At 67.7% G+C, this 22,201-nt stretch carries 20 protein-coding genes and 2 pseudogenes; 5 read left to right on the top strand and 17 right to left on the bottom strand.

The window, feature by feature from the left end; translation table 11 throughout:
- Nucleotides 1-28: 28 nt before the first annotated feature.
- From ACNQQL_RS11480 to sapR, 8 genes are all read right to left on the bottom strand, one after another.
- A complete protein-coding gene (locus ACNQQL_RS11480) occupies nucleotides 29-283 on the bottom strand; it encodes a GlsB/YeaQ/YmgE family stress response membrane protein (RefSeq protein WP_034180284.1) in 255 nt (84 codons plus the stop codon).
- A gap of 129 nt (nucleotides 284-412) precedes the next feature.
- A complete protein-coding gene (locus ACNQQL_RS11475; protein WP_072438982.1) occupies nucleotides 413-1,189 on the bottom strand; it encodes an ABC transporter ATP-binding protein in 777 nt (258 codons plus the stop codon).
- On the bottom strand, nucleotides 1,186-2,100 hold the full coding sequence (locus ACNQQL_RS11470) for an ABC transporter ATP-binding protein (protein WP_347064191.1): 915 nt from the start codon (nucleotides 2,098-2,100) through the stop codon (nucleotides 1,186-1,188). Before ACNQQL_RS11470 ends, ACNQQL_RS11475 begins: the two co-directional genes overlap by 4 nt.
- A 1-nt stretch (nucleotide 2,101) precedes the next feature.
- Nucleotides 2,102-3,016 carry a nickel transporter permease gene (gene nikC, locus ACNQQL_RS11465; protein ID WP_204421344.1) on the bottom strand — a complete coding sequence of 305 codons (915 nt, stop codon included), beginning with the start codon at nucleotides 3,014-3,016 and terminating at the stop codon, nucleotides 2,102-2,104.
- A gap of 66 nt (nucleotides 3,017-3,082) precedes the next feature.
- A complete protein-coding gene (locus ACNQQL_RS11460) occupies nucleotides 3,083-4,153 on the bottom strand; it encodes an ABC transporter permease (protein ID WP_347064190.1) in 1,071 nt (356 codons plus the stop codon).
- A 10-nt stretch (nucleotides 4,154-4,163) separates the two neighbouring features.
- A complete protein-coding gene (locus ACNQQL_RS11455; protein WP_347064189.1) occupies nucleotides 4,164-5,765 on the bottom strand; it encodes an ABC transporter substrate-binding protein in 1,602 nt (533 codons plus the stop codon).
- A gap of 61 nt (nucleotides 5,766-5,826) precedes the next feature.
- Complete coding sequence (gene ddpX, locus ACNQQL_RS11450) at nucleotides 5,827-6,390, bottom strand: D-alanyl-D-alanine dipeptidase (protein ID WP_347064188.1); 564 nt, start codon at nucleotides 6,388-6,390, stop codon at nucleotides 5,827-5,829.
- Between the two features lie 27 nt (nucleotides 6,391-6,417).
- Nucleotides 6,418-7,287, bottom strand: a complete 870-nt coding sequence (gene sapR, locus ACNQQL_RS11445; RefSeq protein WP_347064187.1) for a sap1 transcriptional regulator SapR — start codon at nucleotides 7,285-7,287, stop codon at nucleotides 6,418-6,420.
- A 497-nt stretch (nucleotides 7,288-7,784) separates the two neighbouring features.
- Between sapR and ACNQQL_RS11440 the strand changes: the two genes are divergently transcribed.
- Together ACNQQL_RS11440 and ACNQQL_RS11435 are read left to right on the top strand one after the other, a co-directional pair.
- On the top strand, nucleotides 7,785-9,041 hold the full coding sequence (locus ACNQQL_RS11440) for an oxalate decarboxylase family bicupin (protein WP_347064186.1): 1,257 nt from the start codon (nucleotides 7,785-7,787) through the stop codon (nucleotides 9,039-9,041).
- Between the two features lie 103 nt (nucleotides 9,042-9,144).
- A complete protein-coding gene (locus ACNQQL_RS11435) occupies nucleotides 9,145-10,452 on the top strand; it encodes an Nramp family divalent metal transporter (RefSeq protein ID WP_347064185.1) in 1,308 nt (435 codons plus the stop codon).
- A 52-nt stretch (nucleotides 10,453-10,504) separates the two neighbouring features.
- On the opposite strand, the gene ACNQQL_RS11430 is transcribed toward ACNQQL_RS11435, so the two are convergent.
- From ACNQQL_RS11430 to ACNQQL_RS11410, 5 genes are all read right to left on the bottom strand, one after another.
- Nucleotides 10,505-12,094: an ABC transporter substrate-binding protein gene (locus tag ACNQQL_RS11430; protein ID WP_347064184.1), complete on the bottom strand. Its 1,590-nt coding sequence runs from the start codon at nucleotides 12,092-12,094 to the stop codon at nucleotides 10,505-10,507.
- A gap of 131 nt (nucleotides 12,095-12,225) precedes the next feature.
- Entirely contained in the window at nucleotides 12,226-12,558 is a 333-nt protein-coding gene (locus ACNQQL_RS11425; protein WP_034180272.1) for a sugar ABC transporter ATPase, read from the bottom strand.
- 249 nt (nucleotides 12,559-12,807) lie between these two features.
- Complete coding sequence (locus ACNQQL_RS11420; protein ID WP_347064183.1) at nucleotides 12,808-13,137, bottom strand: hypothetical protein; 330 nt, start codon at nucleotides 13,135-13,137, stop codon at nucleotides 12,808-12,810.
- Nucleotides 13,138-13,269: 132 nt separating this feature from the next.
- Nucleotides 13,270-14,190 (bottom strand): bestrophin family protein, encoded by a 921-nt coding sequence (locus tag ACNQQL_RS11415; protein ID WP_347064182.1) that lies wholly within the window; start codon nucleotides 14,188-14,190, stop codon nucleotides 13,270-13,272.
- Between the two features lie 12 nt (nucleotides 14,191-14,202).
- Nucleotides 14,203-16,527 (bottom strand): FdhF/YdeP family oxidoreductase, encoded by a 2,325-nt coding sequence (locus tag ACNQQL_RS11410; RefSeq protein ID WP_204421332.1) that lies wholly within the window; start codon nucleotides 16,525-16,527, stop codon nucleotides 14,203-14,205.
- A gap of 155 nt (nucleotides 16,528-16,682) precedes the next feature.
- Here ACNQQL_RS11410 and ACNQQL_RS11405 point away from each other — a divergent pair, with 155 nt between their 5' ends.
- Complete coding sequence (locus tag ACNQQL_RS11405; RefSeq protein WP_347064181.1) at nucleotides 16,683-18,104, top strand: PLP-dependent aminotransferase family protein; 1,422 nt, start codon at nucleotides 16,683-16,685, stop codon at nucleotides 18,102-18,104.
- Here ACNQQL_RS11405 and ACNQQL_RS11400 read toward each other — a convergent pair.
- Nucleotides 18,105-18,356: pseudogene (locus ACNQQL_RS11400) on the bottom strand (mechanosensitive ion channel family protein); the annotation flags it as partial.
- Between ACNQQL_RS11400 and ACNQQL_RS11395 the strand changes: the two are divergent.
- A pseudogene (locus ACNQQL_RS11395) lies at nucleotides 18,343-18,546 on the top strand (sodium-independent anion transporter); the annotation flags it as partial. The pseudogenes ACNQQL_RS11400 and ACNQQL_RS11395 sit on opposite strands and share 14 nt — an antisense overlap.
- A 13-nt stretch (nucleotides 18,547-18,559) precedes the next feature.
- Here the strand turns inward: ACNQQL_RS11395 and ACNQQL_RS11390 are convergent.
- Nucleotides 18,560-19,426, bottom strand: a complete 867-nt coding sequence (locus ACNQQL_RS11390; RefSeq protein WP_347064180.1) for a LysR substrate-binding domain-containing protein — start codon at nucleotides 19,424-19,426, stop codon at nucleotides 18,560-18,562.
- A gap of 51 nt (nucleotides 19,427-19,477) precedes the next feature.
- On the opposite strand from ACNQQL_RS11390, the gene ACNQQL_RS11385 reads away from it, so the two are divergent.
- Nucleotides 19,478-20,131 carry a LysE family translocator gene (locus tag ACNQQL_RS11385; RefSeq protein WP_347064179.1) on the top strand — a complete coding sequence of 218 codons (654 nt, stop codon included), beginning with the start codon at nucleotides 19,478-19,480 and terminating at the stop codon, nucleotides 20,129-20,131.
- Nucleotides 20,132-20,167: 36 nt separating this feature from the next.
- Here ACNQQL_RS11385 and ACNQQL_RS11380 read toward each other — a convergent pair whose 3' ends face one another.
- Complete coding sequence (locus ACNQQL_RS11380) at nucleotides 20,168-21,622, bottom strand: DHA2 family efflux MFS transporter permease subunit (RefSeq protein ID WP_347064178.1); 1,455 nt, start codon at nucleotides 21,620-21,622, stop codon at nucleotides 20,168-20,170.
- On the bottom strand, nucleotides 21,619-22,182 hold the full coding sequence (locus ACNQQL_RS11375) for an isochorismatase family protein (protein ID WP_204421327.1): 564 nt from the start codon (nucleotides 22,180-22,182) through the stop codon (nucleotides 21,619-21,621). Before ACNQQL_RS11375 ends, ACNQQL_RS11380 begins: the two co-directional genes overlap by 4 nt.
- Nucleotides 22,183-22,201: the final 19 nt, after the last annotated feature.

Here is a 22,201-nt window from a genome sequence, read left to right as displayed (position 1 = left end):
TTTTGCGTGAGGTGGTGTGGCGACGCGATCAGGCCATGCGCTTGCGCACCGCGCCGACGATCACCAGCAGCACGATCGCGCCGATGATCGATGCGATCCAGCCCGCACCCTGGCCCGGCGCATACCAGCCGGCCGCGCGGCCGACGTAGCCGGCGACCAGCGCGCCGACGACGCCGAGTACGGCCGTCATCAGGATGCCCATCTTGTCGTCGCCGGGCTTGAGTGCGCGGGCGAGGAGGCCGACGATGAGCCCGACGACCAGGGTTTCGATGAATTGCAGCATGAACGCCTCCCTATTGCTGTTGAGCTGTTGACGAAAGGAAATTGACCCGTGCGACGCACAAGGGTTCCATGCGGCGGCAAGCCGGCGCGTGGTGTGCGGAGTATCGCATGCCGGCGCGTCGCGCAGATGTCAGGCGGCCGGCGCGTCCGTGACCGGGTCGAGACGGCGGTAGCCTTCGGTCGCTTGCAGCAGCGTACGCGTGTAGTCGCGCGCGACCTGCCCGGTGCGCACGTCCTCGACTCGAAGCTGCTCGACGATCTCGCCATGCTGCATCACGGCGACGCGCTGGCACAGGAAGCCGATCACCGCGAGGTTGTGGCTGACGAGGATCATCGTCAGATTGCGTTCGCGATGCAGGCGGCGCAGCAGGTTCAGGATCTCGGCCTGCACCGACACGTCGAGCGCGGACGTCGGTTCGTCGAGCAGCAGCACGCGCGGCTCGACGATCAGCGCGCGTGCGATCGCGACGCGCTGCCGCTGGCCGCCCGACAACTGGTGCGGATAGCGGAAGCGGAACGCGGGACCGAGGCCGACCTCGGACAGCGCGCGGGCGATGCGCGCATCGGCGTCGCCGATCGCATGGATCGACAGCGGCTCGCGCAGCGTCTGGTCGACGGTGAAGCGTGGATGCAGCGACGCATACGGATCCTGGAACACCATCTGCACGTGGCGGCGGAACGCGCGGTCGGGCGTGCCTCCCACCGGCCGTCCGTCGATCGACAGGCTGCCGGCCGCGAGCGGCACGAGGCCCGTCAGCGCGCGCAGCAGCGTCGACTTGCCGGAGCCCGATTCGCCGACGAGCCCGAACACCTCGCCGTCGCGCACCGCGAAGCTTGCGTCGCGCACGGCGTCGACGTGACCCGTGCGGGTCGGGAAACGGATCGATGCGTGATCGACGTCGATCATCGTGCAGCCTCCTGGCGATCGGCGGGTGTGGGCGTATGCGGTGCGGGATCGAGCCAGGCCGGATCGCGCCGCAGCACGGGCAGTTCGTCCGGCGGGTTCGCGAGCGGCGGGTTCGCCGCGAGCAGCCCGCGCGTATAGGGATGAGATGCGTCGCGCAGGTCGCGCGCGGCGCAGGTTTCGACCACGCGGCCCGCGTACATCACAGCGACGCGATCGCAGAACGACATCACGAGCGGCAGGTCGTGGCTGATGAACATCAGGCCCGTACCATGCCGCGCGATCATCGCGTCGAGCACCGCGAGCACCTGCATCGAGACCGCGACGTCGAGCGCGGACGTCGGTTCGTCGGCGATCAGCAGGCGCGGGCCGGTCGACACCATCATCGCGATCATCACGCGCTGGCCCATGCCACCCGACAACTCATGCGGATACGCATCGGCGACGCGCGCCGGGTCGCGGATCTGCACGGCCGCGAGCGCGTCGACGATCCGTTCGCGCAGCGCGCGGCCGCGCGGCCCGGGCTCGTGCAGGCGGAACGCTTCGCCCATCTGCTTCGCGACCGTCATCACCGGGTTCAGCGAATACTTCGGGTCCTGCAGGATCATGCCCATCTGGCTGCCGCACAGCCGCCGGCGTTCGCGCGGCGACATCGCGAGCAGGTCGTGGCCCGCGAAGCGCATCGTGCGCGCCGACCAGCGGGCGGCGTCGGGCAGCAGGCCGAGCAGCGCGCGGCCCGTCAGCGACTTGCCGGAACCCGATTCGCCGACGATGCCGAGCCGTTCGCCGGGGGCGAGCGTCAGCGACAGGTCGCGCACCGCGTCGGTGACGACGCCGTCGTGCCCGCGAAAGCCGATCTTCAGCCCGTCGATCTCGCAGAGCGGCGCGGGCGCGGTGGTGGAATGCATCGGCATGTCACGCTCCATGACGGGGATCGAAGACGTCGCGCAGCCCGTCGCCGAGCAGGTTGAACGCGAGGCTCACGAGCAGGATCGCGATGCCGGGCAGCGTCGCGACCCACCATGCGTCGAGCAGCACGTTGCGGCCCGACGCCACCATGAAGCCCCACTCGGGGCTCGGCGGCTGCGCGCCGAGGCCGAGAAAGCCGAGGCCCGCGACGGTCAGGATGATGCCGGCCATGTCGAGCGTCGCGCGCACGATCACCGACGACATGCACAGCGGCATGATGTAGCGCAGCAGGATCCGCGGGCCCGACGCGCCTTGCAGCCGCGCGGCGTGGATGTAGTCGGCCTGCGCGATGCGGATCGTTTCGGCGCGCGCGAGCCGCGCATACGCGGGCCACGCGGTGATCGAGATCGCGACGACCGCGTTGATCACGCCGGGCCCGAGCGCGGCCGCGAATGCGAGCGCGAGCACGATCTTCGGGAACGCGAGCGCGATGTCGGTGATGCGCATCAGCACGCTGTCGACGAAGCCGCCGCAATAGCCGGCCGTCGTGCCGATCAACAGGCCGATCGGCACGACGATCACGACGACGAGCAGCGCGATGCCGAGCGTGAGGCGCGAGCCGGCGATCAGCCGCGAGAGGATGTCGCGGCCGAGCTGGTCGGTGCCGAACCAGTGCGACGGCGAGCCGGGCGGCAGCAGGCGGTCGGACAGCACCTGGCGCAGCGGATCGTGCGGCATGATCAGCGGGCCGACGATCGCGACGACGATCAGCGCGACGAGGATCGCGAGCCCGAACAGGTTGAGCGGGTTCGTGGCGAAACGGCGCCAGCGTCGGTACGCGAGGCCGAGCGCGGCCTGCGAGCGCGACGCGGGCGCATCGGAAAGCAGCCACGCGCGCAATGTGAGGCGCTCGGCGTTCATGATTGGATGGCCTTCGGCATGGACGATGAAAGAAGCAGGGTGGAAGCGGTCATGTCGAAACGGCCCTCAGCGCGCACGCGGATCGAACACGCGGTACAGCGCGTCGGTCAGCAGGTTGACGGTGATGAACATCGCGCCGATCACGAGCGTCGCGCCGAGCACGGCGTTCATGTCGGCGTTCAGCAGCGCGCCGGTCAGGTACGAGCCGAGCCCGGGCCACGCGAACACGATCTCGGTCAGCACCGAGCCTTCGAGCAGGTTGCTGTACGTGAGCGCGATCACGGTGAGCAGCGGCACCGCGATGTTGCCGAACGCATGCCGCCAGATCACGCGCCGCTCGGACAAGCCCTTCGCGCGCGCGGTGACGATGTATTCCTGGCTCAACTGGTCGAGCATGAACGAGCGCGTCATGCGGCTCAGGTACGCGACCGAGTAGTAGCCGAGGATCGCGGCCGGCAGCGCGATGTGCGATACCGCGTTGCGGAACACGTCCCATTCGCCCGCGAGCGCCGCGTCGATCAGCAGGCTGCCCGTGCGCGGATCGACCATCCCGTCGTACACAGGGTCGAGCCGGCCGGGGCCGCCGACCCAGTGCAGCCGCGCGTAGAACAGCAGCAGCCCCATCAGCCCGAGCCAGAACACCGGCACGGAATTGCCGATCAGCCCGACGAAGCGTGCGATGTGGTCGATCGGCCGGTTGTGCTTCACGGCGGCCGCGACGCCGAGCGGCACGCCGATCGCGATGCCGATCAGCGTCGCGATCGTCGCCAGTTCGAGCGTGGCCGGGAACACGCGCCTGATGTCGTCGAGCACGGGGTTCGACGTCAGCAGCGACATGCCGAGATTGCCGTGCAGCACGTCGCGCGCGTAGATCAGGAACTGCGTGACCAGCGGCTTGTCGAGGCCGAGTGCGATGCGCTCGGCCGCGTACGCATCGGCCGACGCGCGATCGCCGAGGATCGCGAGCACGGGGTCGATCGGCACCTTGCGGCCGATCACGAACGTCAGCGCGAGCAGCCCGGCGAACGTGACGGCGAGCGTGAGCGCCCAGCGCAGCACACGCAATGCCCAGCGTACAACCGGGCGCCGCGCGGGCAGCGTGCGCAGTACTTCGAGGGAGGAGGCGGGAGTCGACATGCGGCGAATCTTATTGCTTCTTCAGGTTGCGGTACGACACGAGATCGTTGATCGGCCCGACTTCGAGCCCGCTCACGCCGGGCCGCGTCGCGACCTGCGCGACTTTCTCGAACATGATCACGAACGGCGAGCGTGCGAGCATCTCCTTCTGCATCGCCTGGTACCGCTGCGCGCGTTGCGCGGCGGTCGGCTCGGCGAGCGCGGCGTCGGTTTCCTTCGTCAGTTGCGGAATGTCCCAGCTGTTGCGCCAGGCCAGCATTTTATAGCTCGACTTGTCGGAATTGTCCGGGTTCCATGCGAAACCCTGCGCGTTGCTGTGCGGGTCGATGTAGTCGGCCGACCATTCGCCGATGTAGATGTCGTGCTGGCGCGCGCGGTATTTCGCGAGCGTCTGCTTGTTGTCGCCGGGGATCAACTGCACCTTGATGCCGGCCTGCGCGAAGTTCGCCTGCACGGCCTGCGCGATCTCCGTGTACGGATAGTCGTTGCGCACGTCCATCGTCACCGAGAAGCCGTTCGGCACGCCGGCCTTCGCGAGCAGCGCCTTCGCCTTCGCGACGTCGAGCTTGTACGGGTTCGAATTCAGCGTGCCGAGGAAGCCTTCGGGCAGGAAGGTCTGGTGCACCTTGTACGTCGTCTTCACGACGTTGCCCTGGATGCCCGCATAGTCGACCAGCCACTTCAGCGCTTCCTGCACGTCGGGCTTCGCGAGCGTCGGGTTCTTCGTGTTCAGGCCGAGATACAGCAGCGTCGCCTGCGGTGACGCCGCGACCTTCGCTTTGCCGGATTTCACGACGGAAGCGAGATCGTCGGGGCTCAGGTCGCGTGCGGCATCGACGTCGCCGTTTTCCAGCAGCAGGCGCTGGCTCGCGGCTTCGGGCACGTGGCGCAGCACGATGCGCTTCATCGCGAGCGGCAGCCGGTAGCCGTCGAAGCGCTGCAGCACGATGCTGTCGCCGGCCGTCCATTTGACCAGCTTGTACGCGCCGGAGCCGGCCTCGTTGGTCTTCAGCCACGCGTTGCCGAAGTCGTTGCCCTGCTGGTGCGACAGCAGCAGCTTCTTGTCCAGCACCGACGCGGGCCACGAGCCGAGCACGTTCAGCACGAAGGTAGGCGCGTATTTGCGGTCGGTCGTGACCGACACAGTCAGGTCGTCGAGCTTCTTCACGTTCGCCGCGACGTTCGCCTTCGTGAGGCCGATGCCGTTCAGCACGGCGGCCGGGCCCTTGTCGAGCAGCACCGCGCGCTGGATCGACCATGCGACGTCGTCGGCCGTCAGCGGGTTGCCCGAATGGAACTTGAGGCCGGCGCGCAGCTTGAACGTATAGGTCAGCCCGTCGGTGCTCACCGTCCACGATTGCGCGACATCGCCGTTGAATTTCGACGGATCGCGCAGGTCGACCCGCGCGAGCCGGTCGTACGTGTTCGCGACGTATTCCTCCGGCACCAGCTCGTAGATCTCGCCCGGGTCGAGCGTCGTGAATTCGTCGAGCAGCGTGGCCATCACGAACAGGTCCTTCGGCGTTTCCGCGTGCGCGGCGGACAGCGGAACGGCGGCGAGAACGGATGCGGCGGCCAGCGCCGCGACGAGCCGGGATGTCAGGGGTTTCATTTGCGCTCCATCGTGAGGTGAACGTGCAATGGGTGAACGTAAAACGGCAACGGGACGTGCGTTACATCAGGCGCCACGCACCGCTCGCCGCGTTGTCGATCTGCGGCAGCGCGTGCGAGCCGGGCAGTTCGTAGTGCCACCATTCGCTGTCGATGTGCGCGAAGCCGGCCGCGTGCATCACGCCGAGCAGCAGCAGGCGGTTGCGTTGCACGGCTTCGGGCAGCCCCGCGTGGAAGTGGCCCGACGCGGCGACCATTTCATCGAAGCCCGTGCCCATGTCGAGCGGCTCGCCGTTCGTGCCGACCAGCGTCAGGTCGACTGCGGTGCCGCGGCTGTGATTCGAGCCGCGGCCGAGATCGGCGATGAAGTCCGGATCGGGCAGGAAATCCCACAGCACCTGCTGCGCTTGCGGCGGCCGGTATGCGTCGTAGATGCGCAGCGTGAAGCCGGCCTGCGCGGCGACGTCCACCGAGCGGCGCAATGCGGCTTCGGCCGGTTCCAGCAGCAGACAGTGCGCGCGGCGGTAGATCGGCTTGCCGGTCAGGTTGCGGTCGGTCGCGTAGACGAGATCGATGTCGACGCGATGCGAGGCGGGCGTGATTTCGACGAGGCGGTGGTCGTTCATCGGCGGTTCAGGTCGGTTCAGGCTCGCTCAGGATTCGAATTGGTCGAACGTGTGCTGCAGTTCGCGGTTGCGCGCGACGCGCCGGTCGATCGCGGGGCCGAGGCGGTCGACGACGGCGGTGATCAGCAGGTTGAACAGGCAGGTGAGCGGCGCGAGCGAATCCCAGAACTGGCCGACGTCGGTCTTCACCTGCAGCAGGTCGGCCGGCCATTCGCGGGCCCACGGGCACGAGAGATCGGTGACCAGCGCGAACGGCTGCCCGCGCTCGGCGGCCGCCTGGCAATAGCGGCGCGCGCTGCGCGAATACGCGCGCGTATCGGTGACGATGCAGTACGGCCGCTCGAATTCGGAGTTCAGCGAATCGACATACGAGCCCGACTGGCCGTCGGAATAGAACACGCGCGGGCGCAGGTATTCGAGGTAGCTGCTGAACGCGTTGCTGATCCCGCGCGTCGACTGGATGCCGAGGATGAATACGGCGTCCGCCTGCGCGATGCGATCGGCGACCTGCGCGAACACGGAGCCTTCGGCGAGCCGGTACACGTGGCGGATCGCATCGAGTTCGCGTTCGAGCGACGACGCGAGCGCGCCGTCGCTGCCTTCGGCCGGTTGCGTGCCGGCGGCGCGGCGGTATTCGTCGAGCCGGTCGGTGATCATCCAAGGGCGATCGCCGCCGCCGCGCAGTTCGCGTTTCAGGTCGTCGAGATTGCGGTAGCCGACGCTGCGCAGGAAGCGCCCGACCGAGATGCCGCTCGTGCCGGCCTGCTGCGCGATCTGGTCGGCCGTCTCGAGCCCGAGCCGGTCCAGGTTCGCGAGCATGTAGCTGGCGATGCGCTTGGCGGTCGGCGTCAGCTCGGCATAGCGGGATTCGACGGTACGGGCGAACGCGCAGGTCATCGGATGTTAGATCGTTGTCGTCTGTTGATCGAATGTCATCCATCTAACAAAGCCAAAATCATTCGCGCCAGCGGATAAAAACTATGGTGTGAGGATGGGTGATAGGGTCGAAAACGCGTTCAAGGGGCGGGTGAGGGCGTGCAAGGGTACGTTTTTATGTCTGTCAGGCATATTTTGCGTTTATGCCTGGCGCTACACGTCTGGATTTCCTCTTGTCGCCATCCGAGGCACCGCGACCGGACGCGGTCGTATTTCCACATTCACCGTACCTGACCGATTCGCCGACATCCGTCGCCGCCCTGCATCCCTCTGCACCGCAATAATTACAAAATTAAAGTCGATCAGATTAAATCATTAATTCAGGTTAATAATTCATTTAAGTTTTGCGGCGATTTGTATTTAACTTGCGTCACGGGATGTTTGATTTTCGATAATCCGAAAAACGGCAAGTGTTCCGTAATGGGAATTCGCTTAATCGCAAGAATGAAGAGGAAATCATGACGAATCTTTCTCGACGCAAGATGCTGGCGGGTACGGCCGGCGCCATTGCCGCCGCGGGCATTGCGGTATCGGCCAAGGCCGCCTCGTTCGGCAATCCGGACAGTCCGCCGGAAGGCGCGGTGAATGCGCGCAACCGCCAGAGCCTGACTGACCCGGGTCCGAAAAATCCGGCAATCGCCAACCAGTTTCAGTCTTTTCAGGATCCGCCGGCCACGGATATCAACGGGATGCCATTATTCTGGGCGTCGTTCAATAATGCCCATAAACGAATTCAAAATGGCGGATGGGCGCGCGAAGTCACGCAGGACGATTTTGCGATTTCTGAAACCATTTCCGGCGTCAACATGCGCCTGACGCGCGGCGGCATTCGCGAGATGCACTGGCACCAGCAGGCCGAGTGGGCGATCATGCTCGACGGCCGATGCCGGATCACGGTGCTCGACGAACTGGGGCGGCCGTCGGTGCAGGACGTGAAAACCGGCGATCTCTGGTATTTCCCGCCCGGCCTGCCGCATTCGCTGCAGGGCCTCGGCACCGACGGCGCCGAATTCCTGCTCGCGTTCGATAACGGCCGTGCGTCGGAATTCAATACGCTGCTGCTGACCGACTGGGTCGCGCATACGCCGCCCGACGTGCTCGCGCTGAACTTCGGCGTGCCGGCCGATGCGTTCAGGAACGTTCCGCTCGACAACCTGTGGATCTTCCAGGGCGACGAGCCCGGCCCGCTCGCGGAAGCCCAGCGCGCGTCGGCTTCGTCGGCCGGTGCGCCGCCGCATCCGTTCATCTTCTCGCTCGGCGACATGAAGCCGGTCAGGAAGACGCGCGGCGGCGAAGTGCGGATCGCGGACAGCACCAACTTCAACGTGTCGACGACCGTCGCGGCGGCGCTCGTCACCGTGCATCCGGGCGGCATGCGCGAGCTGCACTGGCATCCGAACGCGGACGAATGGCAGTACTACCTGCAGGGCGAGGCCCGGATGACCGTGTTCGACACAGGGCCGAAGGCGCAGACGGCCGACTTCCGCGCGGGCGACGTCGGCTACGTGAAGAAGAGCCTCGGACACTACGTGCAGAACACCGGCAAGACCGACCTGGTGTTCCTCGAGATCTTCAAGACCGACCGCTACGCCGAAGTGTCGCTGTCCGACTGGCTCGCGCATACGCCGCCGAAGCTCGTCGAGGCGCACCTGAACGTCGCGCCGGACGTGATCGCGCAGTTTCCGCGCAACCGTCCGGACGTCGTGCCGCTGTAACGCTGTCGTCGTGCCACCACGGCCGGCAGCCGGCAGGCGGCAGGCCGGCCGTGGTGCCGGCTTCCGGGCAAGCCCTCCTTATCCGAACCGAACACAACACACCATGATTCCCGTCACGAGCAAACCTGCCGGCGGCTTCGCGCTGCCGGCCCTGTCTTCCGAGGGCGCCGACGGCGCGGCGCGCGCCGCGCTGGAAGGGCGCCGCACCGGTGTCGCCGCGCTGCTGCCGTTCGTCGGCCCGGCCGTGATCGCGTCGATCGGCTATATGGATCCCGGCAACTTCGCGACCAACATCCAGGCCGGCGCCGCGTACGGCTACCGGCTGTTGTGGGTCGTGCTGGCCGCGAACGCGATCGCGATGCTGTTCCAGGCGATGTCGGCGAAGCTCGGCATCGTGACCGGCCGCAATCTCGCGGAGCTGTGCCGAGACCGTTTCCCCGCGCCGGTCGTGTGGGGCATGTGGGCCGCGTCCGAGATCGCCGCGATGGCGACCGATCTCGCCGAATTCCTCGGCGGCGCGCTCGCATTCGGGCTGTTGTGCCACCTGTCGCTGTTCGCGGGGATGATCGCGACGGCGTGCGCGACCTGCGCGATCCTCGCGCTCGAAAAGCGAGGCTTCCGGCCGCTGGAAGCCGCGATCGCGGCGCTGGTCGGCGTGATCGGCGCGTGCTATCTCGGCGAGCTGCTGATCGCGCCGCAGGACTGGCACGCGGCCGCGTTCCACCTGGTCGTCCCGCAGATTCCGGATCATGCGGCGCTGACGATCGCGGTCGGGATCATCGGCGCGACGATCATGCCGCACACGCTGTATCTGCATTCGGGCCTGACGCAGGATCGCACCGCGCCGCGCGACGACACGGAACGGCGGCGGCTCGTGCGTTTCTCGAACCGCGAGGTCGTCGTCGCGCTCGGGCTGGCCGGGTTCGTGAATCTCGCGATGGTGATGATGGCGTCGTCGGCGTTCCACCTCAGCGCGCCGGGCATGACGGACATCGGCGACGCGTATCACACGCTGATCCCGGTGCTCGGGCCGGCGGCCGGTGCGCTGTTTCTCGTTGCGCTGCTGACGTCGGGCGTGTCGAGTTCGGTGGTCGGCACGATGGCCGGGCAGGTCGTGATGCAGGGTTTCATCCGCCGCCGCATGTCGGTATGGATGCGGCGCGCGGTGACGATCGTGCCCGCGTTCGCGGTGGTCGCGCTCGGCTGCGACGTCACGCGCGCAATGGTGGCGAGTCAGGTCGTGCTGAGTTTCGTGCTGCCGATGCCGATGATCGCGCTGCTGATGCTGTCGGCGCGCGAGGACGTGATGGGTGCTTACGCAATGCGGATGCCGTTGCGGATCGTCGCCGGCGCGGCGACGATCGTGATCGTCGGGTTGAATGCGTATCTGGTGTGGGCTGCATTCAATTGAACGGCAGCAGTAGGCGGCTACCGCGGGGGCAGCCGCCTACTGCTGCCCGCGATTACTTCGCCAGCGTCCGGTATGACACGAGGTCGTTGATCGGTCCGATTTCCGGCCCGGTCGCACCGGGGCGCGTCGCGACCTGCACCACCTTCTCGAACATGATGATGAACGGCGAGTTCGCGAGCACGGCTTTCTGCAGCGCTTCGTAACGCTGCGCGCGCTTCGCGGGCGACGGCTCGACGAGCGCGGCCTCGGTGTCCTTCGTCAGTTGCGGAATGTCCCAGCTGTTGCGCCACGCGAGCATCTTGGTCGGCGACTGGTCCGAGTTGTCCGGGTTCCACGCGAAGCCGCGCGCGTTGCTGTTCGGGTCCATGTAGTCGGGCGACCATTCGCCGATGAAGATGTCGTGCTGGCGCGCGCGGTACTTGCCGATCGCCTGCTTCGCATCGCCGGGGATCAGCTTCACGCGGATGCCGCCCTGCGCGAAGTTCGCCTGCAGCGCCTGCGCGATCTCGAGGTACGGATAGTCGTTTGGCATGTCCATCGTCACGTCGAAGCCGTTCGGCAAGCCGGCCTTCGCGAGCAGCGCCTTCGCCTTCGCGACGTCCTGCTTGTACGGCCGCGCGTTCAGCGTGCCGAGGAAGCCTTCGGGCAGGAAGGTTTCGTGCACCTTGTAGGTGGTACTGACGATGTTGCGCTGGATGCCGTCGTAGTCGACGAGCCATTTCATCGCCTGCTGCACGTCGGGCTTCGCGAGGTTCGGGTTCTTCGTGTTCAGGCTCAGGTACAGCAGCGCGGACACCGGCCACGACGCGACCTTGATCTTGCCGGCCTTCGTCAGCGCGGCGAGGCTGTCGGGGCTCAGGTTGCGCGCGGCGTCGGCGTCGCCGTTCTCCAGCAGCAGCCGCTGCGCGGACGCTTCGGGCACGTGGCGCAGCACGACGCGCTTCATCGGGTATGGCGTGCGGTATTTGTCGAAACGTTGCAGCACGATGCTTTCGTTCGGCGTCCACTTGACGAGCTGGTACGGGCCCGAGCCCGCGTCGTTGGTCCTGAGCCAGCCGCTGCCGAAATCGTTGCCCTGCTGGTGCGACAGCAGCAGCTTCTTGTCGAACACCGATGCCGGGCACGCGCTCAGCACATTGAGCACGAAGCTCGGCGCGTACTTGCGGTCGGTTTCGAGTACGACGGTCTGCGGGTCGATCGCGCGTACCTTCTGCGTCACGTTCGCCTTCGTGAGGCCGAGATCGGCGAGCACGCCGGCCGGCCCCTTGTCGAGCAGGATGGTGCGCTGCAGCGACCACGCGACGTCGTCGGCGGTCACCGGGTTGCCGGAGTGGAACGTGAGGCCCGGGCGCAGCTTGAACGTGTAGGTCACGCCGTCGGCGCCGACCGTCCACGATTGCGCGATCTGCCCGTCGAAGCGCGTCGGGTCCTTCAGGTCGACGCGCACCAGGCGTTCGTAGGTGTTCGCGACGTACTCGGACGGCACCAGTTCGTAGATCCCGCTCGGGTCGAGGGTCGTGAATTCGCCGAGCTGCGTGGCGACGACGAAGATGCCGGGCGGCGTGGCGGCCTGCACCGGCAGCGCCGGAACAAGCGCGACGAGCGCGGCGCTGACGAACAGCCGGGACAGCAGGTGCTTCATGCGGGCTCCGTTGAAAAGGAATCGTGGGTGCGATTCTCTCATCGACGGCTACCCGGATGAAAATATTCGATGCGCGCGCGGTGGCGCGCGGGAGCGGGCCGGGCGGGCGCCCGGCGCCGGCAGGCTGCGGATCAGATCACGCAGCGCGCGATCGCGAAGCGCATCGCTTCCTCGGGCGGCTCGCTGCCCGAGCCGCGCACGACCTTGACGACCGAGCCGTTGCCCGACGGCGTCAGCGTGACGAAGTACGCATTCGAGCCGACGGCAATGTCGGTCACGCCGTTGTGCTGCGACTGCTCGGTGCCGGACAGGCGGCTGTCGAGGCAGTTGGCGATCGCGTGGGCCGGACGTTGCGACGACACGTAGATCATCGGCGCTGCGCCGGATGCGGCCGAGTTGGACGAGGGAGCGGAGCCGCAGGCGGCGAGCAGGGCGGCGGGAAGGAGCAGCAGGAATCGTTTCATGGTCGGATCGTCGAGTGTCTCGTGTCGAGGCTGGGGCGCGGGGGGAGGCGAAACGCGAAGCTTCGCGACGAAACCGCCCGGAATCGGGCCGTTTTTGACGGTCGATCCGGCGAGCGGCTGACGACGGAGTATACCCGCGGCATTTGACGCGGATGGCACGTTGAAACGATTCGATACAACAAGCACCCGCTGCCGCACGGCGGCAGCGGGCGTTTCAGGCGATGGCGATTGGGCGCTTGTTGTGGTCGCTTACTGGCCGATCTTGTTGCCGACCGCATTTTCCTGCTGGTTCAGCACGCGCTGTTCGCTCTTGGTGATGTGGCCGTGATCCTGCGCGGCCATGTCCCGCTCTTCCCGGCGGATCTTGCGGTCGTCGCGGTGCAGGCGCGCGGCCTGTGCGTGCGACATCTCGCCTTCCTTCACTTCGTGATGGATACGGCGATTCTGGTTCGCGAGACGCTGGTTGACCTCTTCGCGGCGCGGATGCGCGTGCTGCCACGGCGTGTCGGCGAACGCGGTGCCGGTCAGTACCGACATCAGCGTGGCGGCGATCGCGAGATGGCGGGTAAGGACTCGCATGGTGTTTTCTCCTGTCGTTGCGCGTTCGAATGGTGGGCGCTTGAAGAAAAAACGCGGAGCGGGCACCGGTTGTTGACGTGTCGGCCTGTATCGATTGCAAGCGTTCGTTACGTCTGGTGTTTGCGGCGCGCGTCAGGTAAGCCGATAGGATCGGCCGGGCGTCACTTCCGCCGGCAGCGGCTCGCGGTTCAGTTCGAGCAGCGTGCGTTCGATCTGCCGCGTGATTGCATCGAGTGCGAGATGGTTCGGCCCGTCGCCGAACGGCTCGGCGATCGCATGCGCGATCGCGTCGAGCGCGATCAGCGTATACGCGACGAACACGGTGACGAACGGCGTCGCCGCGCCGATCGAGTCGACCAGGCCGAACGGCAGCAGCACGCAGTACGCATAGATGGTCCGGTGCAGCAGCACGTCGTACGAAAACGGGATCGGCGTCGACGCAATGCGCTCGCAGCCGCTCACCATCGCGACGAGATCGTCGAGGCGCGCGTCGAGCATCCACAGGCGCGTGTCGGCGAGGCGGCCCGCATCGGCGCGCGCGACGAATGCTTCGCGCAGCCCGTGCACGATCGCGACCGGACGGAACCGCGCGGCGGCGACGTGCGCATAGGTGCCGCTGTCGAGCAGCGCGCGCAGGTCCGCGGCCGGATCGGTGCCGCGCAGTTGATGCTTGAGCGCATAGACGAACGCGACGACCGTCCGCACGAACGCGCGCCGCGCATCGTCGTCGCGATCGACCGCGCCGTAGCAGAGCGCCTGCGACACCAGCGTGCGCGTGGCGGTCAGCACGCCGCCCCACAGTTGCCGCGCCTCGCGGTAGCGGTCGTAGCTCGCGTTGTTGCGAAACCCGGCGAAGATGGCGAGCGTAAGGCCGATCAGCGTGAACGGCGTCGGGTTCAGCGGCACCTTTTCGCCGAGCACGCGGCCGCCGCCCCACACCGCGACGAGGCTGATCGCGAGCGTCAGCACGAGCTGCGGCAGGATGGTCGGCAGCACCGAGCCGTTCCAGACGAGCAGCATCCGCAGCCAGTGCTCGCGCGGACGAACGATCATCGTCGGGCTCCGTCAGGCGGCGATCGATGCCGGGGCGGCCGCGCGATGCAGCAGCACGGGCACCGACTTCGACGTCGGCGTGTTGCACACGTCGCCGACGCTGTCGAGCGGCACGAGCGGGTTGGTTTCCGGGTAGTACGCGCCGATGCAGCCGCGCGGGATGTCGTACTCGACGAGCAGGAAGCCGTCCGCGCGCCGCTCGATGCCGTCGTGCCACACGGTTTCCATGTCGACCCATTCGCCGGCCTTCAGGCCGAGCATCGCGAGATCGTCGCGGTTGACGAATACCACGCGGCGCTGGCCGAACACGCCGCGATAGCGGTCGTCGAGCCCGTAGACGGTCGTGTTGTACTGGTCGTGCGAGCGCGTCGTCATCAGCGTCATCAGGCGTTCGCCGTGCAGCGCGCGGGCGCGCTGGATCGGCGTGTCGGTCGGCAGCGCGTGTGCGATGAAGTTCGCCTTGGCCGTCGGCGTGAGCCATTCGCGGTCGCGCGATGCGACGCGCAGGTGGAAGCCGCCCGGCCGCGCGATGCGCGTGTTGTAGTCGTAGAAGTCGTCGAGCGTCGCCTCGATCGCGTCGCGGATCTTCGCGTAGTCGTCCTTGTACGCGAGCCAGTCGATCTTGCCGCTGCCGAACAGCGCGTGGCCCATATGCGCGACGATCGCGGGCTCCGACATCAGGTTCGGCGACGCCGGCTTGTTCATCCCGTACGACACGTGGACCATGCTCATCGAATCCTCGACCGTCACGCCTTGCGCGACGTTGTCCTGCAGGTCGATCTCGGTGCGGCCGAGCGTCGGCAGGATCAGCGCGTCGCGGCCGTGGATCAGGTGGCTGCGGTTCAGTTTCGTCGTGATGTGCACCGACAGGTCGCAGCGGCGCATGCCTTCCCACGTGCGCGGCGTGTCGGGCGTCGCCATCGCGAAGTTGCCGCCGAGGCCGATCAGCACCTTCACGCGGCCTTCGAGCATCCCCTCGATAGTCTCGACGACGTCGTAGCCGTGATGGCGCGGCGGTTCGAAATCGAACACGTGGCCGAGCCGGTCGAGGAACGCCGGTGACGGCTTTTCCTCGATGCCGACCGTGCGGTTGCCCTGTACGTTCGAGTGGCCGCGCACCGGGCACAGGCCCGCGCCGGGGCGGCCGATGTTGCCGCGCATCAGCATCAGGTTCGTCAGCATCTGCACGGTGGCGACCGAATGCTTGTGCTGCGTGATGCCCATGCCCCACGTCGCGATCACGCGCTCGCTGCGCGCATACAGCTGCGCGAGGGCGTCGATCTGCTCGTACGGCACGCCGCTTTCGGCCGTTAGCGCGGACCAGCTTTCATTGCGCAGGTCGTCGGCGAACGCGTCGAAGCCGGCCGTGTGCTCGCCGATGAACGCGGTGTCGAGCACGCGCGGCGCACCGGCGGCACGCGCGGCGTCGTCGAGTTCGAGCACGCGCTTCGCCATCCCCTTGATCAGCGCGAAATCGCCGCCGATCGTCGGCTGGATGAACGTCGATGCGATCTTTGTGCCCGACATCGTCAACATCTCGAGCGGGCTTTGCGGATCGGCGAAGCGTTCGAGGCCGCGCTCCTTCAGCGGGTTGATCGACACGATCGTCGCGCCGCGCTTCGCGCACTCGCGCAGTTCGCCCATCATCCGCGGATGGTTGGTCGCGGGGTTCTGGCCGAAGATCAGCAGCGTGTCCGCGTGCTCGAAATCGTCGAGCGTGACGGTACCCTTGCCGACGCCGACCGACGCGGGCAGCCCGCGGCTCGTCGCCTCGTGGCACATGTTCGAGCAGTCGGGGAAGTTGTTCGTGCCGTACCGCCGCACGAGCAGCTGGTACAGGAACGCCGCTTCGTTGCTCGCGCGGCCGGACGTGTAGAACGCGGCCTGGTTCGGGTCGGGCAGCGCGCGCAGGTGGCGCGCGATCAGTTCGAACGCATCGTCCCACGCGATCGGCACGTAGCGGTCGGTCTGCGCGTCGTACACCATCGGGTCGGTGAGCCGGCCGTGCTGTTCGAGTTCGAAATCCGACTGTTCGAGCAGCTCGGTGACCGTATGCGCGGCGAAGAATTCGGGCGTCACGCGCTTGCTCGTCGCTTCGGCGGCCACCGCCTTCACGCCGTTCTCGCAGAATTCGAACGTCGATGCGTGCTGGCGGTCGGGCCACGCGCAGCCGGGGCAGTCGAAGCCGTCCGGCTGGTTCTGGCGCAGCAGCGTACGGTAGTTGCCGCCGGCGACCTTTTCCTTGATCAGGTTGATCGTGACGGCTTTCAGCGCGCCCCAGCCGGCGGCCGGGTGGGTGTACGGTTCGATGCGCGCAGTGGCGGATTTCTTTTTCATGGTGCAGCAGGTGTCGGGGTCGATGGGTGCAGAGTACGCGCGGCACCGGTCCGGCTGTGTGTACACCTGTTCACCTCAAAAAAGAGTACAGTTTCGGCCATTCATACAGTGCGGATCGCAACTGTGTTGTTGAAGGGAAGTTGAAAGGGAGGCGCGTGAAGCGTTACGAACAACTGGCCGACGATCTCCAGGCGCAGATCGAGCGCGGCGTGTATCGGCCCGGCGAGCGGATTCCTTCGGTGCGGCAGGCGAGCCGGCAGCAGCAGCTCAGCGTCACGACGGTGCTGCGCGCATACCTCGTGCTCGAAAGCCGCGGCCTGATCGAAAGCCGGCCGCAGTCGGGCTATTTCGTGCGGGCGCGCGCGGCGGCGCCGGCCGAGGCCGAACTGCACATGTCGGCGCCGGCCACCGAGCCGTCGGCGGTGGACGTGAGCCGGCTCGTGCTGTCGACGCTGCGCTCGATCGCGCGCGACGATGCGGTGCCGCTCGGTTCGCCGTATCCCGATGCATCGCAGTTCCCGGTGCAGCGCCTCGCGCGCTATGCGCAGGCGATCGGACGCCGCCGCACGCGCTGGGGCGTGATCGACGACCTGCCGCCCGGCAACCAGGAACTGATCCGCCAGATCGCGCGGCGTTATGCGGAGCGCGGAATCGCGGTCGAGCCGGACGAGATCGTGATGACGATCGGCGCGACCGAGGCGATCAACCTGTGCCTGCAGGCCGTCGCGAAGCCGGGCGACACGATCGCCGTCGAGTCGCCGACGTTCTACGCGATGCTGCACGCGATCGAGCGGATGGGCATGCGCGCGCTCGAAGTCGCGACGCATCCGGTCGACGGCATCGATCTCGACGCGCTCGAACGGATCCTCGAGCGCGAGCGTATCGCCGCGTGCATGGTGATGCCGAATTTCCAGAATCCGCTCGGCTTCCAGATGCCCGACGCGCGCAAGCGCGCGCTCGTCGAGCTGCTGGCGAAGCACGGCGTGCCGGCGATCGAGAACGACGTCTATCACGAGCTGCACTTCGGCGACACGACGCCGAGCGCGCTGAAATCGTTCGATCGCGACGGGCTCGTGCTGCATTGCGCGTCGTTCACGAAGAGCCTGTCGCCGCGCTACCGGATCGGCTGGGCGATGCCCGGCCGCTACCGCGACCAGGTCGAGAAGCTGAAATTCCTGAACACGCTCGCGACGCCCGCGATCGAGCAACTGGCGATCGCCGAGTACCTGAAACATGACGGCTACGATTTCCATCTGCGGCGCATGCGCAAGCAGTACGCGCAGCAGGCGAGCCTGATGAGTGCGATGGTGCGGCGGTTCTTTCCGGAAGGCACGCGGCTGTCGCAGCCGCAGGGCGGGTATGTGCTGTGGGTCGAGCTGCCGCCGCAGGTCGATGCGATGAGGCTTTACACGCTCGCGCTCGCTCAGCGGATCACCGTTGGGCCCGGGCACATGTTCTCGGCGGGCACCGATTACCGGCATTTCATTCGGCTCAACTACAGCTATCCGTGGTCGCGGCAGATCGAGGAAGCGCTGAAGGTGCTGGGGCGGCTCGCATCGGAGTGCGCGGCGAGGTGAACGGTGCAATGCCGGGTGGCAGGCAGCGGCCGCGCCGAGCGTGCCGTTCCATTGCTCGATCGCGTCGACCTTGTCCTCGAGATAGTCCTTCAGCAGCGTCAGGCGTTCGAGCCGTTCGATCTCGTCGCTGGAGAGAAAGCGTACGCTCGTCGCGTCGACGAACAGCGCGCGCTTGATGCGGCGGCCGCCCGCTTCGGTCATTCCGCGCCAGTTCTGGTAGCTCTCGGTGATCAGTTTCCAGGTCATGACCGATCTCGTCAGGATGCTGCACGCACGCGGGATCGGCGTGCTGTTCGGGCGCGTCAACCGCTATCTGCGCGCGGACATGGATCGTCACCGGATCACCGAGGTCGTCGGCGATTCGTGCATCTTCGAGACGCTGCATCAGGCGCTGGAGGCGGCGGGCACGACGCCGGCGCCGCAGGAACCCGGCACCGTATAGCGTGAACCGCGCGCTACGCGGCCGCGCGCAAGCGCGCAAAGCCGTTGCGCAGGTGGCGGGCCAGTTCCGTTGCGGCCGGCGTGCGCTGGCCGCGCGGCAGATGAAGGTTGATCGCGAAGTTCGGCAGCGCGGGCAGGCCGCTGCCGGCCGGCAGGATGTCGAGGTCGGCCGGCACGGTGGACGCGAGCCACACGGTCACCGCGAGATCGGCGCGCACGGTCGCGGCCGTCGCGTCGAAGCTGCCGTTCTCGAACATGGTGCGCCACGCGCGATCGCTGCCGCGCAGCGCGTCGAGCACGGTCGGGCGGAACGCGCAGGTCTGCGCGACCATCGACACCGGCAGCGGCGTGTTCCGGTGCGCGGTGCCGCCTTTCGCACCGACCCAGACCAGCCGGTCGACCGCGATGCATTCGCCGCGCGACGGCCCGACCGGCGCCTCGATCAGCGCGACGTCGAGATCGCCCTGCGTGAGCCCCCGGCGCAGTTCCGGCGATGCCGCGCACACGAGCGAGAGCGCGACCTGCGGATGCGCCTGCGCATAGCCTTTCAGGATCGGCGCGAGACAGGTGCCGACGAGATCCTGCGGTGCGCCGAGGCGAACGGCGCCGTCGACCGCGCCGGCCGTCAGGTCGGTCAGCAGCGCGTCATGCACGGCGAGCAGCCGGCGCGCCTGTTCGAGCAGCCGCTCGCCGGCCGCAGTGAGCAGCAGGTTGCGATGCTCGCGGACGAACAGCGGGCCGGACAGCGTTTCGAGCCGCGCGACCTGCTGGCTGACCGCGCCTTGCGTCAGGTGCAGCGCGTGGCTGGCCGCCGTCATGCTGCGATGATCGGCGACCGTGACGAAGGCGCGCAGCAGCGCGATGTCGAGATTGCGTACCATGCGTCGGATTATGAACGCTAATGGCAGGCATAAAAAGCTTTCGCTGTCGTAATGGGAAGATCGCGGGTAAAACGGGGGCTTCGACGACGACAACCGGGAGCTTCCGTGCTGCTTCGCGACTACCTGCCGCTGATGCTGTTCGTGATCGTGTCCACCGTGACGCCGGGCGGCGCGACGACGCTCGCAACCGCATCGGGCGCCCATTTCGGCTATCGGCGGTCGCTGCCGCTGATGGCCGGCATCGCGGCCGGCCTGGCGTCGATGGCGGCGGCCGCCGCGGCCGGGCTCGGCAGCGTGTTGCTTGCGCTGCCCGCGTTGCAGCTCGCGATGAAGGCGGCCGGCTCGCTGTATCTCGTGTGGCTGGCCGTGCGCAACGGGCGCGGCGGCAAGCCGCGGCTCGATGCCGCCGTGCACCGGCCGCAAGGGTTCGTCAGCGGCGTCTGGATGCTCTGGCACAACCCGAAAGGCTGGGCGATGACGCTCGGCGCGGCCGCGTCGTTCGCCGCGCTCGCGTCCGGGCCGGCGCGGCTCGGCGTATTGCTCGGGCTGGCGTTCGGCTTGGCCGCGATGGCGTCGTTGTCGCTGTGGTGTTTCGCCGGGCTGTTGTTCGCGCGCGTGTTGCGCACGGAGAGGCAGTGGCGCTGCCTGAATGTCGGGTTGGGCGTGCTGCTCGTGGTGTCGATCGTGTCGATGTGGCGGCCGTAGCGACGCTGCGCGCGCATTGCGGTGGCGCGTCCACGTTCAGCGCGAACCGGCGCGCGCGGCGCCGGCAGTTCGTCCGCCCGTACCGGCCGACCACAACGGCAGCCGCAGCGTCGTGACGAAGCTCGCCGCATGCAGCACGCAAAGCAGGCCGAACGCCCACGCGTATGCGGCGGCTTGCGTGCTCCCGCCCGCCGACGATTCGGCCTGTAGCCGCCACGCGAGGAACAGTGTGCATATCGTCGTGAACGTCGGGCCGCCGAGGCGCTGCACGATATTGAGCGACGTCGTCGCCATCGGCAGGTTGCGGCGCTCGACCGACGCATACGCGGCGGAGATCGACGGCGCGCCGATCGCGCTCTGGCCCATGCCGCGCAGAAACAGCGCGGGCACGAGCACGTACGGATCGTAGCCGGTCAGCGCGAGGGACACGAACGGCAGCGTCGCGACGAAGGCGAGCAACGCACCGGCGGCGGCCAGCCGGCGCACGCCGAACCGGCTCGTCAACGCGCCCATCGACGGATAGGTGACGAGCATGCCGAGCCCGAGCGGCGCAAGCAGCCAGCCCATCTCGCCCGGCGAGCGCCCGCACGCCTGGATCAGGAACACGGGAATCAGCATCTGGCCCGCGTACATCGCGCCGTTCGACAGGAACTGCGTGCCGGCCGCCGCGCCGAACACGCGGGAGCGAAACAGCGCGAGATCGATCAGTGCGTGGTCGCCCTTGCGTTGCTCGAAGCGCACGAACGCGGCGAGCAGCAGCGCCGAGCATGCGATCGCGGCGATGCCGGGCGCCGTGCCGATCCGCTCGGCGCCATACAGGAACAGCACGAGGCCCGGCGACAGCAAGGCGAGGCCGATCCAGTCGAGTGTGCGCCGTTGCGTGTCGTCCCGGTCGCCGGGCAGGAACCGCACGGCCAGCGCGAGCGCCAGCACGCCGACGGGCAGGTTCACGAGAAACAGCCAGCGCCACGACGCGTATTGCAGGATCGCGCCGGCGACCACGGGGCCGAGGATCGGCGCGAGCAGCACGGGCACCGCCGCGTAGCCGATCACGCGCGCCATCTGCTGGCCGGCGACGCGCGCGATCATCATCTGCGCCATCGGTGCGAGCAGCCCGCCGCTGACGCCTTGCAGCACGCGGAACGCGATCAATGACGGCGCGGACCACGCGAGCCCGCACAGCGCCGACGTGAGCGTGAACGCGGAGAAGCACCACAGGTACAGCGCCTTTGCGCCGATGCGGTCGACGAGCCAGCCGTTCAGCGGCAGCACCAGCGTCAGCGCGAGCAGGTAGCCGCTCGTCACCCACTGGATCGTCGACAGGCTCGCATGCAGGTCGGTCGCGAGGCTCGACAGCGATACGTTGACGATCGTCGCGTCGAGCTGCGACAGCAGCGAGCCGAGCGTCGCGACCGCGCTGACCTTCCAGATCGACGGATCGAGCCGGCCGGCCGCGCGGCCCAGCGCCGGCTGCGCGCGTCGGTCGCTCACGCGCCGCGCCGGTCGAGCAGCGCGACGATGTCCTGCGTCGAGCCCGTTTCGCCGAGGCGCGGGAACACGCGCTCGACGCTGTTCGCGTGCGCGTCCGCGTTGAGGTCGGTCATCGCGTCGACGGCGAGCGTCACGTTGTAGCCGAGTTCGTGGGCCTGTCGCGCGGTCGATTCGACGCCGATGCTCGTCGCGACGCCGGTCAGCACGATCTGCGTGACGCCGGCCGCCTTCAGGTGCGCGTCGAGATCCGTACCGGTAAATGCGCCCCAGGTCTTTTTCGTCACGGCATGGTCGCCCGGCTGCCGGTTCAGTTCGGGCACGAGTTCGGTCCAGTCGGCGGGCAGGGCGTCCACGCGCACCTGCTGCTGCGTGCGGCCCGGCGCGCCGCCGGCGACGTTGACGAGCACGACCGGCAGGCCGCGGCTGCGGAATGCGTCGAGCAGTTCGCGGGTGTGCGCGATCACCGGCGCGACCGGGTGTGCGGTGGGGAGGGCGACGATGCCTTTCTGCAGGTCGATGACGACGAGTGCCGTGTTCGTGTCGAGACGGGTTGCGCTCATGATGGGGCTCCGTGGAATG

It is taken from the genome of Burkholderia sp. LFS061 (genome assembly GCF_047978125.1).
GTDB classification, from domain to species: domain Bacteria; phylum Pseudomonadota; class Gammaproteobacteria; order Burkholderiales; family Burkholderiaceae; genus Burkholderia; species Burkholderia pyrrocinia_C.
The sequence above is the reverse complement of the archived record's forward strand: the minus strand, read 5'-3'. Positions and strand labels throughout refer to the sequence as shown.

Excerpts from the sequence above, each read along its gene's own strand:
- sapR (WP_347064187.1), bottom strand. The coding sequence starts at position 7,287 with ATGACCTGCGCGTTCGCCCGTACCGTCGAATCCCGCTATGCCGAGCTG.
- ACNQQL_RS11375 (WP_204421327.1), bottom strand. The coding sequence starts at position 22,182 with ATGAGCGCAACCCGTCTCGACACGAACACGGCACTCGTCGTCATCGAC.
- ddpX (WP_347064188.1), bottom strand. The coding sequence starts at position 6,390 with ATGAACGACCACCGCCTCGTCGAAATCACGCCCGCCTCGCATCGCGTC.
- ACNQQL_RS11415 (WP_347064182.1), bottom strand. The coding sequence starts at position 14,190 with ATGATCGTTCGTCCGCGCGAGCACTGGCTGCGGATGCTGCTCGTCTGG.
- ACNQQL_RS11430 (WP_347064184.1), bottom strand. The coding sequence starts at position 12,094 with ATGAAGCACCTGCTGTCCCGGCTGTTCGTCAGCGCCGCGCTCGTCGCG.
- ACNQQL_RS11440 (WP_347064186.1), top strand. The coding sequence starts at position 7,785 with ATGACGAATCTTTCTCGACGCAAGATGCTGGCGGGTACGGCCGGCGCC.
- nikC (WP_204421344.1), bottom strand. The coding sequence starts at position 3,016 with ATGAACGCCGAGCGCCTCACATTGCGCGCGTGGCTGCTTTCCGATGCG.
- ACNQQL_RS11390 (WP_347064180.1), bottom strand. The coding sequence starts at position 19,426 with ATGGTACGCAATCTCGACATCGCGCTGCTGCGCGCCTTCGTCACGGTC.
- ACNQQL_RS11460 (WP_347064190.1), bottom strand. The coding sequence starts at position 4,153 with ATGTCGACTCCCGCCTCCTCCCTCGAAGTACTGCGCACGCTGCCCGCG.
- ACNQQL_RS11480 (WP_034180284.1), bottom strand. The coding sequence starts at position 283 with ATGCTGCAATTCATCGAAACCCTGGTCGTCGGGCTCATCGTCGGCCTC.
- ACNQQL_RS11385 (WP_347064179.1), top strand. The coding sequence starts at position 19,478 with ATGGGAAGATCGCGGGTAAAACGGGGGCTTCGACGACGACAACCGGGA.
- ACNQQL_RS11410 (WP_204421332.1), bottom strand. The coding sequence starts at position 16,527 with ATGAAAAAGAAATCCGCCACTGCGCGCATCGAACCGTACACCCACCCG.
- ACNQQL_RS11475 (WP_072438982.1), bottom strand. The coding sequence starts at position 1,189 with ATGATCGACGTCGATCACGCATCGATCCGTTTCCCGACCCGCACGGGT.
- ACNQQL_RS11425 (WP_034180272.1), bottom strand. The coding sequence starts at position 12,558 with ATGAAACGATTCCTGCTGCTCCTTCCCGCCGCCCTGCTCGCCGCCTGC.
- ACNQQL_RS11420 (WP_347064183.1), bottom strand. The coding sequence starts at position 13,137 with ATGCGAGTCCTTACCCGCCATCTCGCGATCGCCGCCACGCTGATGTCG.
- ACNQQL_RS11455 (WP_347064189.1), bottom strand. The coding sequence starts at position 5,765 with ATGAAACCCCTGACATCCCGGCTCGTCGCGGCGCTGGCCGCCGCATCC.
- ACNQQL_RS11470 (WP_347064191.1), bottom strand. The coding sequence starts at position 2,100 with ATGCCGATGCATTCCACCACCGCGCCCGCGCCGCTCTGCGAGATCGAC.
- ACNQQL_RS11435 (WP_347064185.1), top strand. The coding sequence starts at position 9,145 with ATGATTCCCGTCACGAGCAAACCTGCCGGCGGCTTCGCGCTGCCGGCC.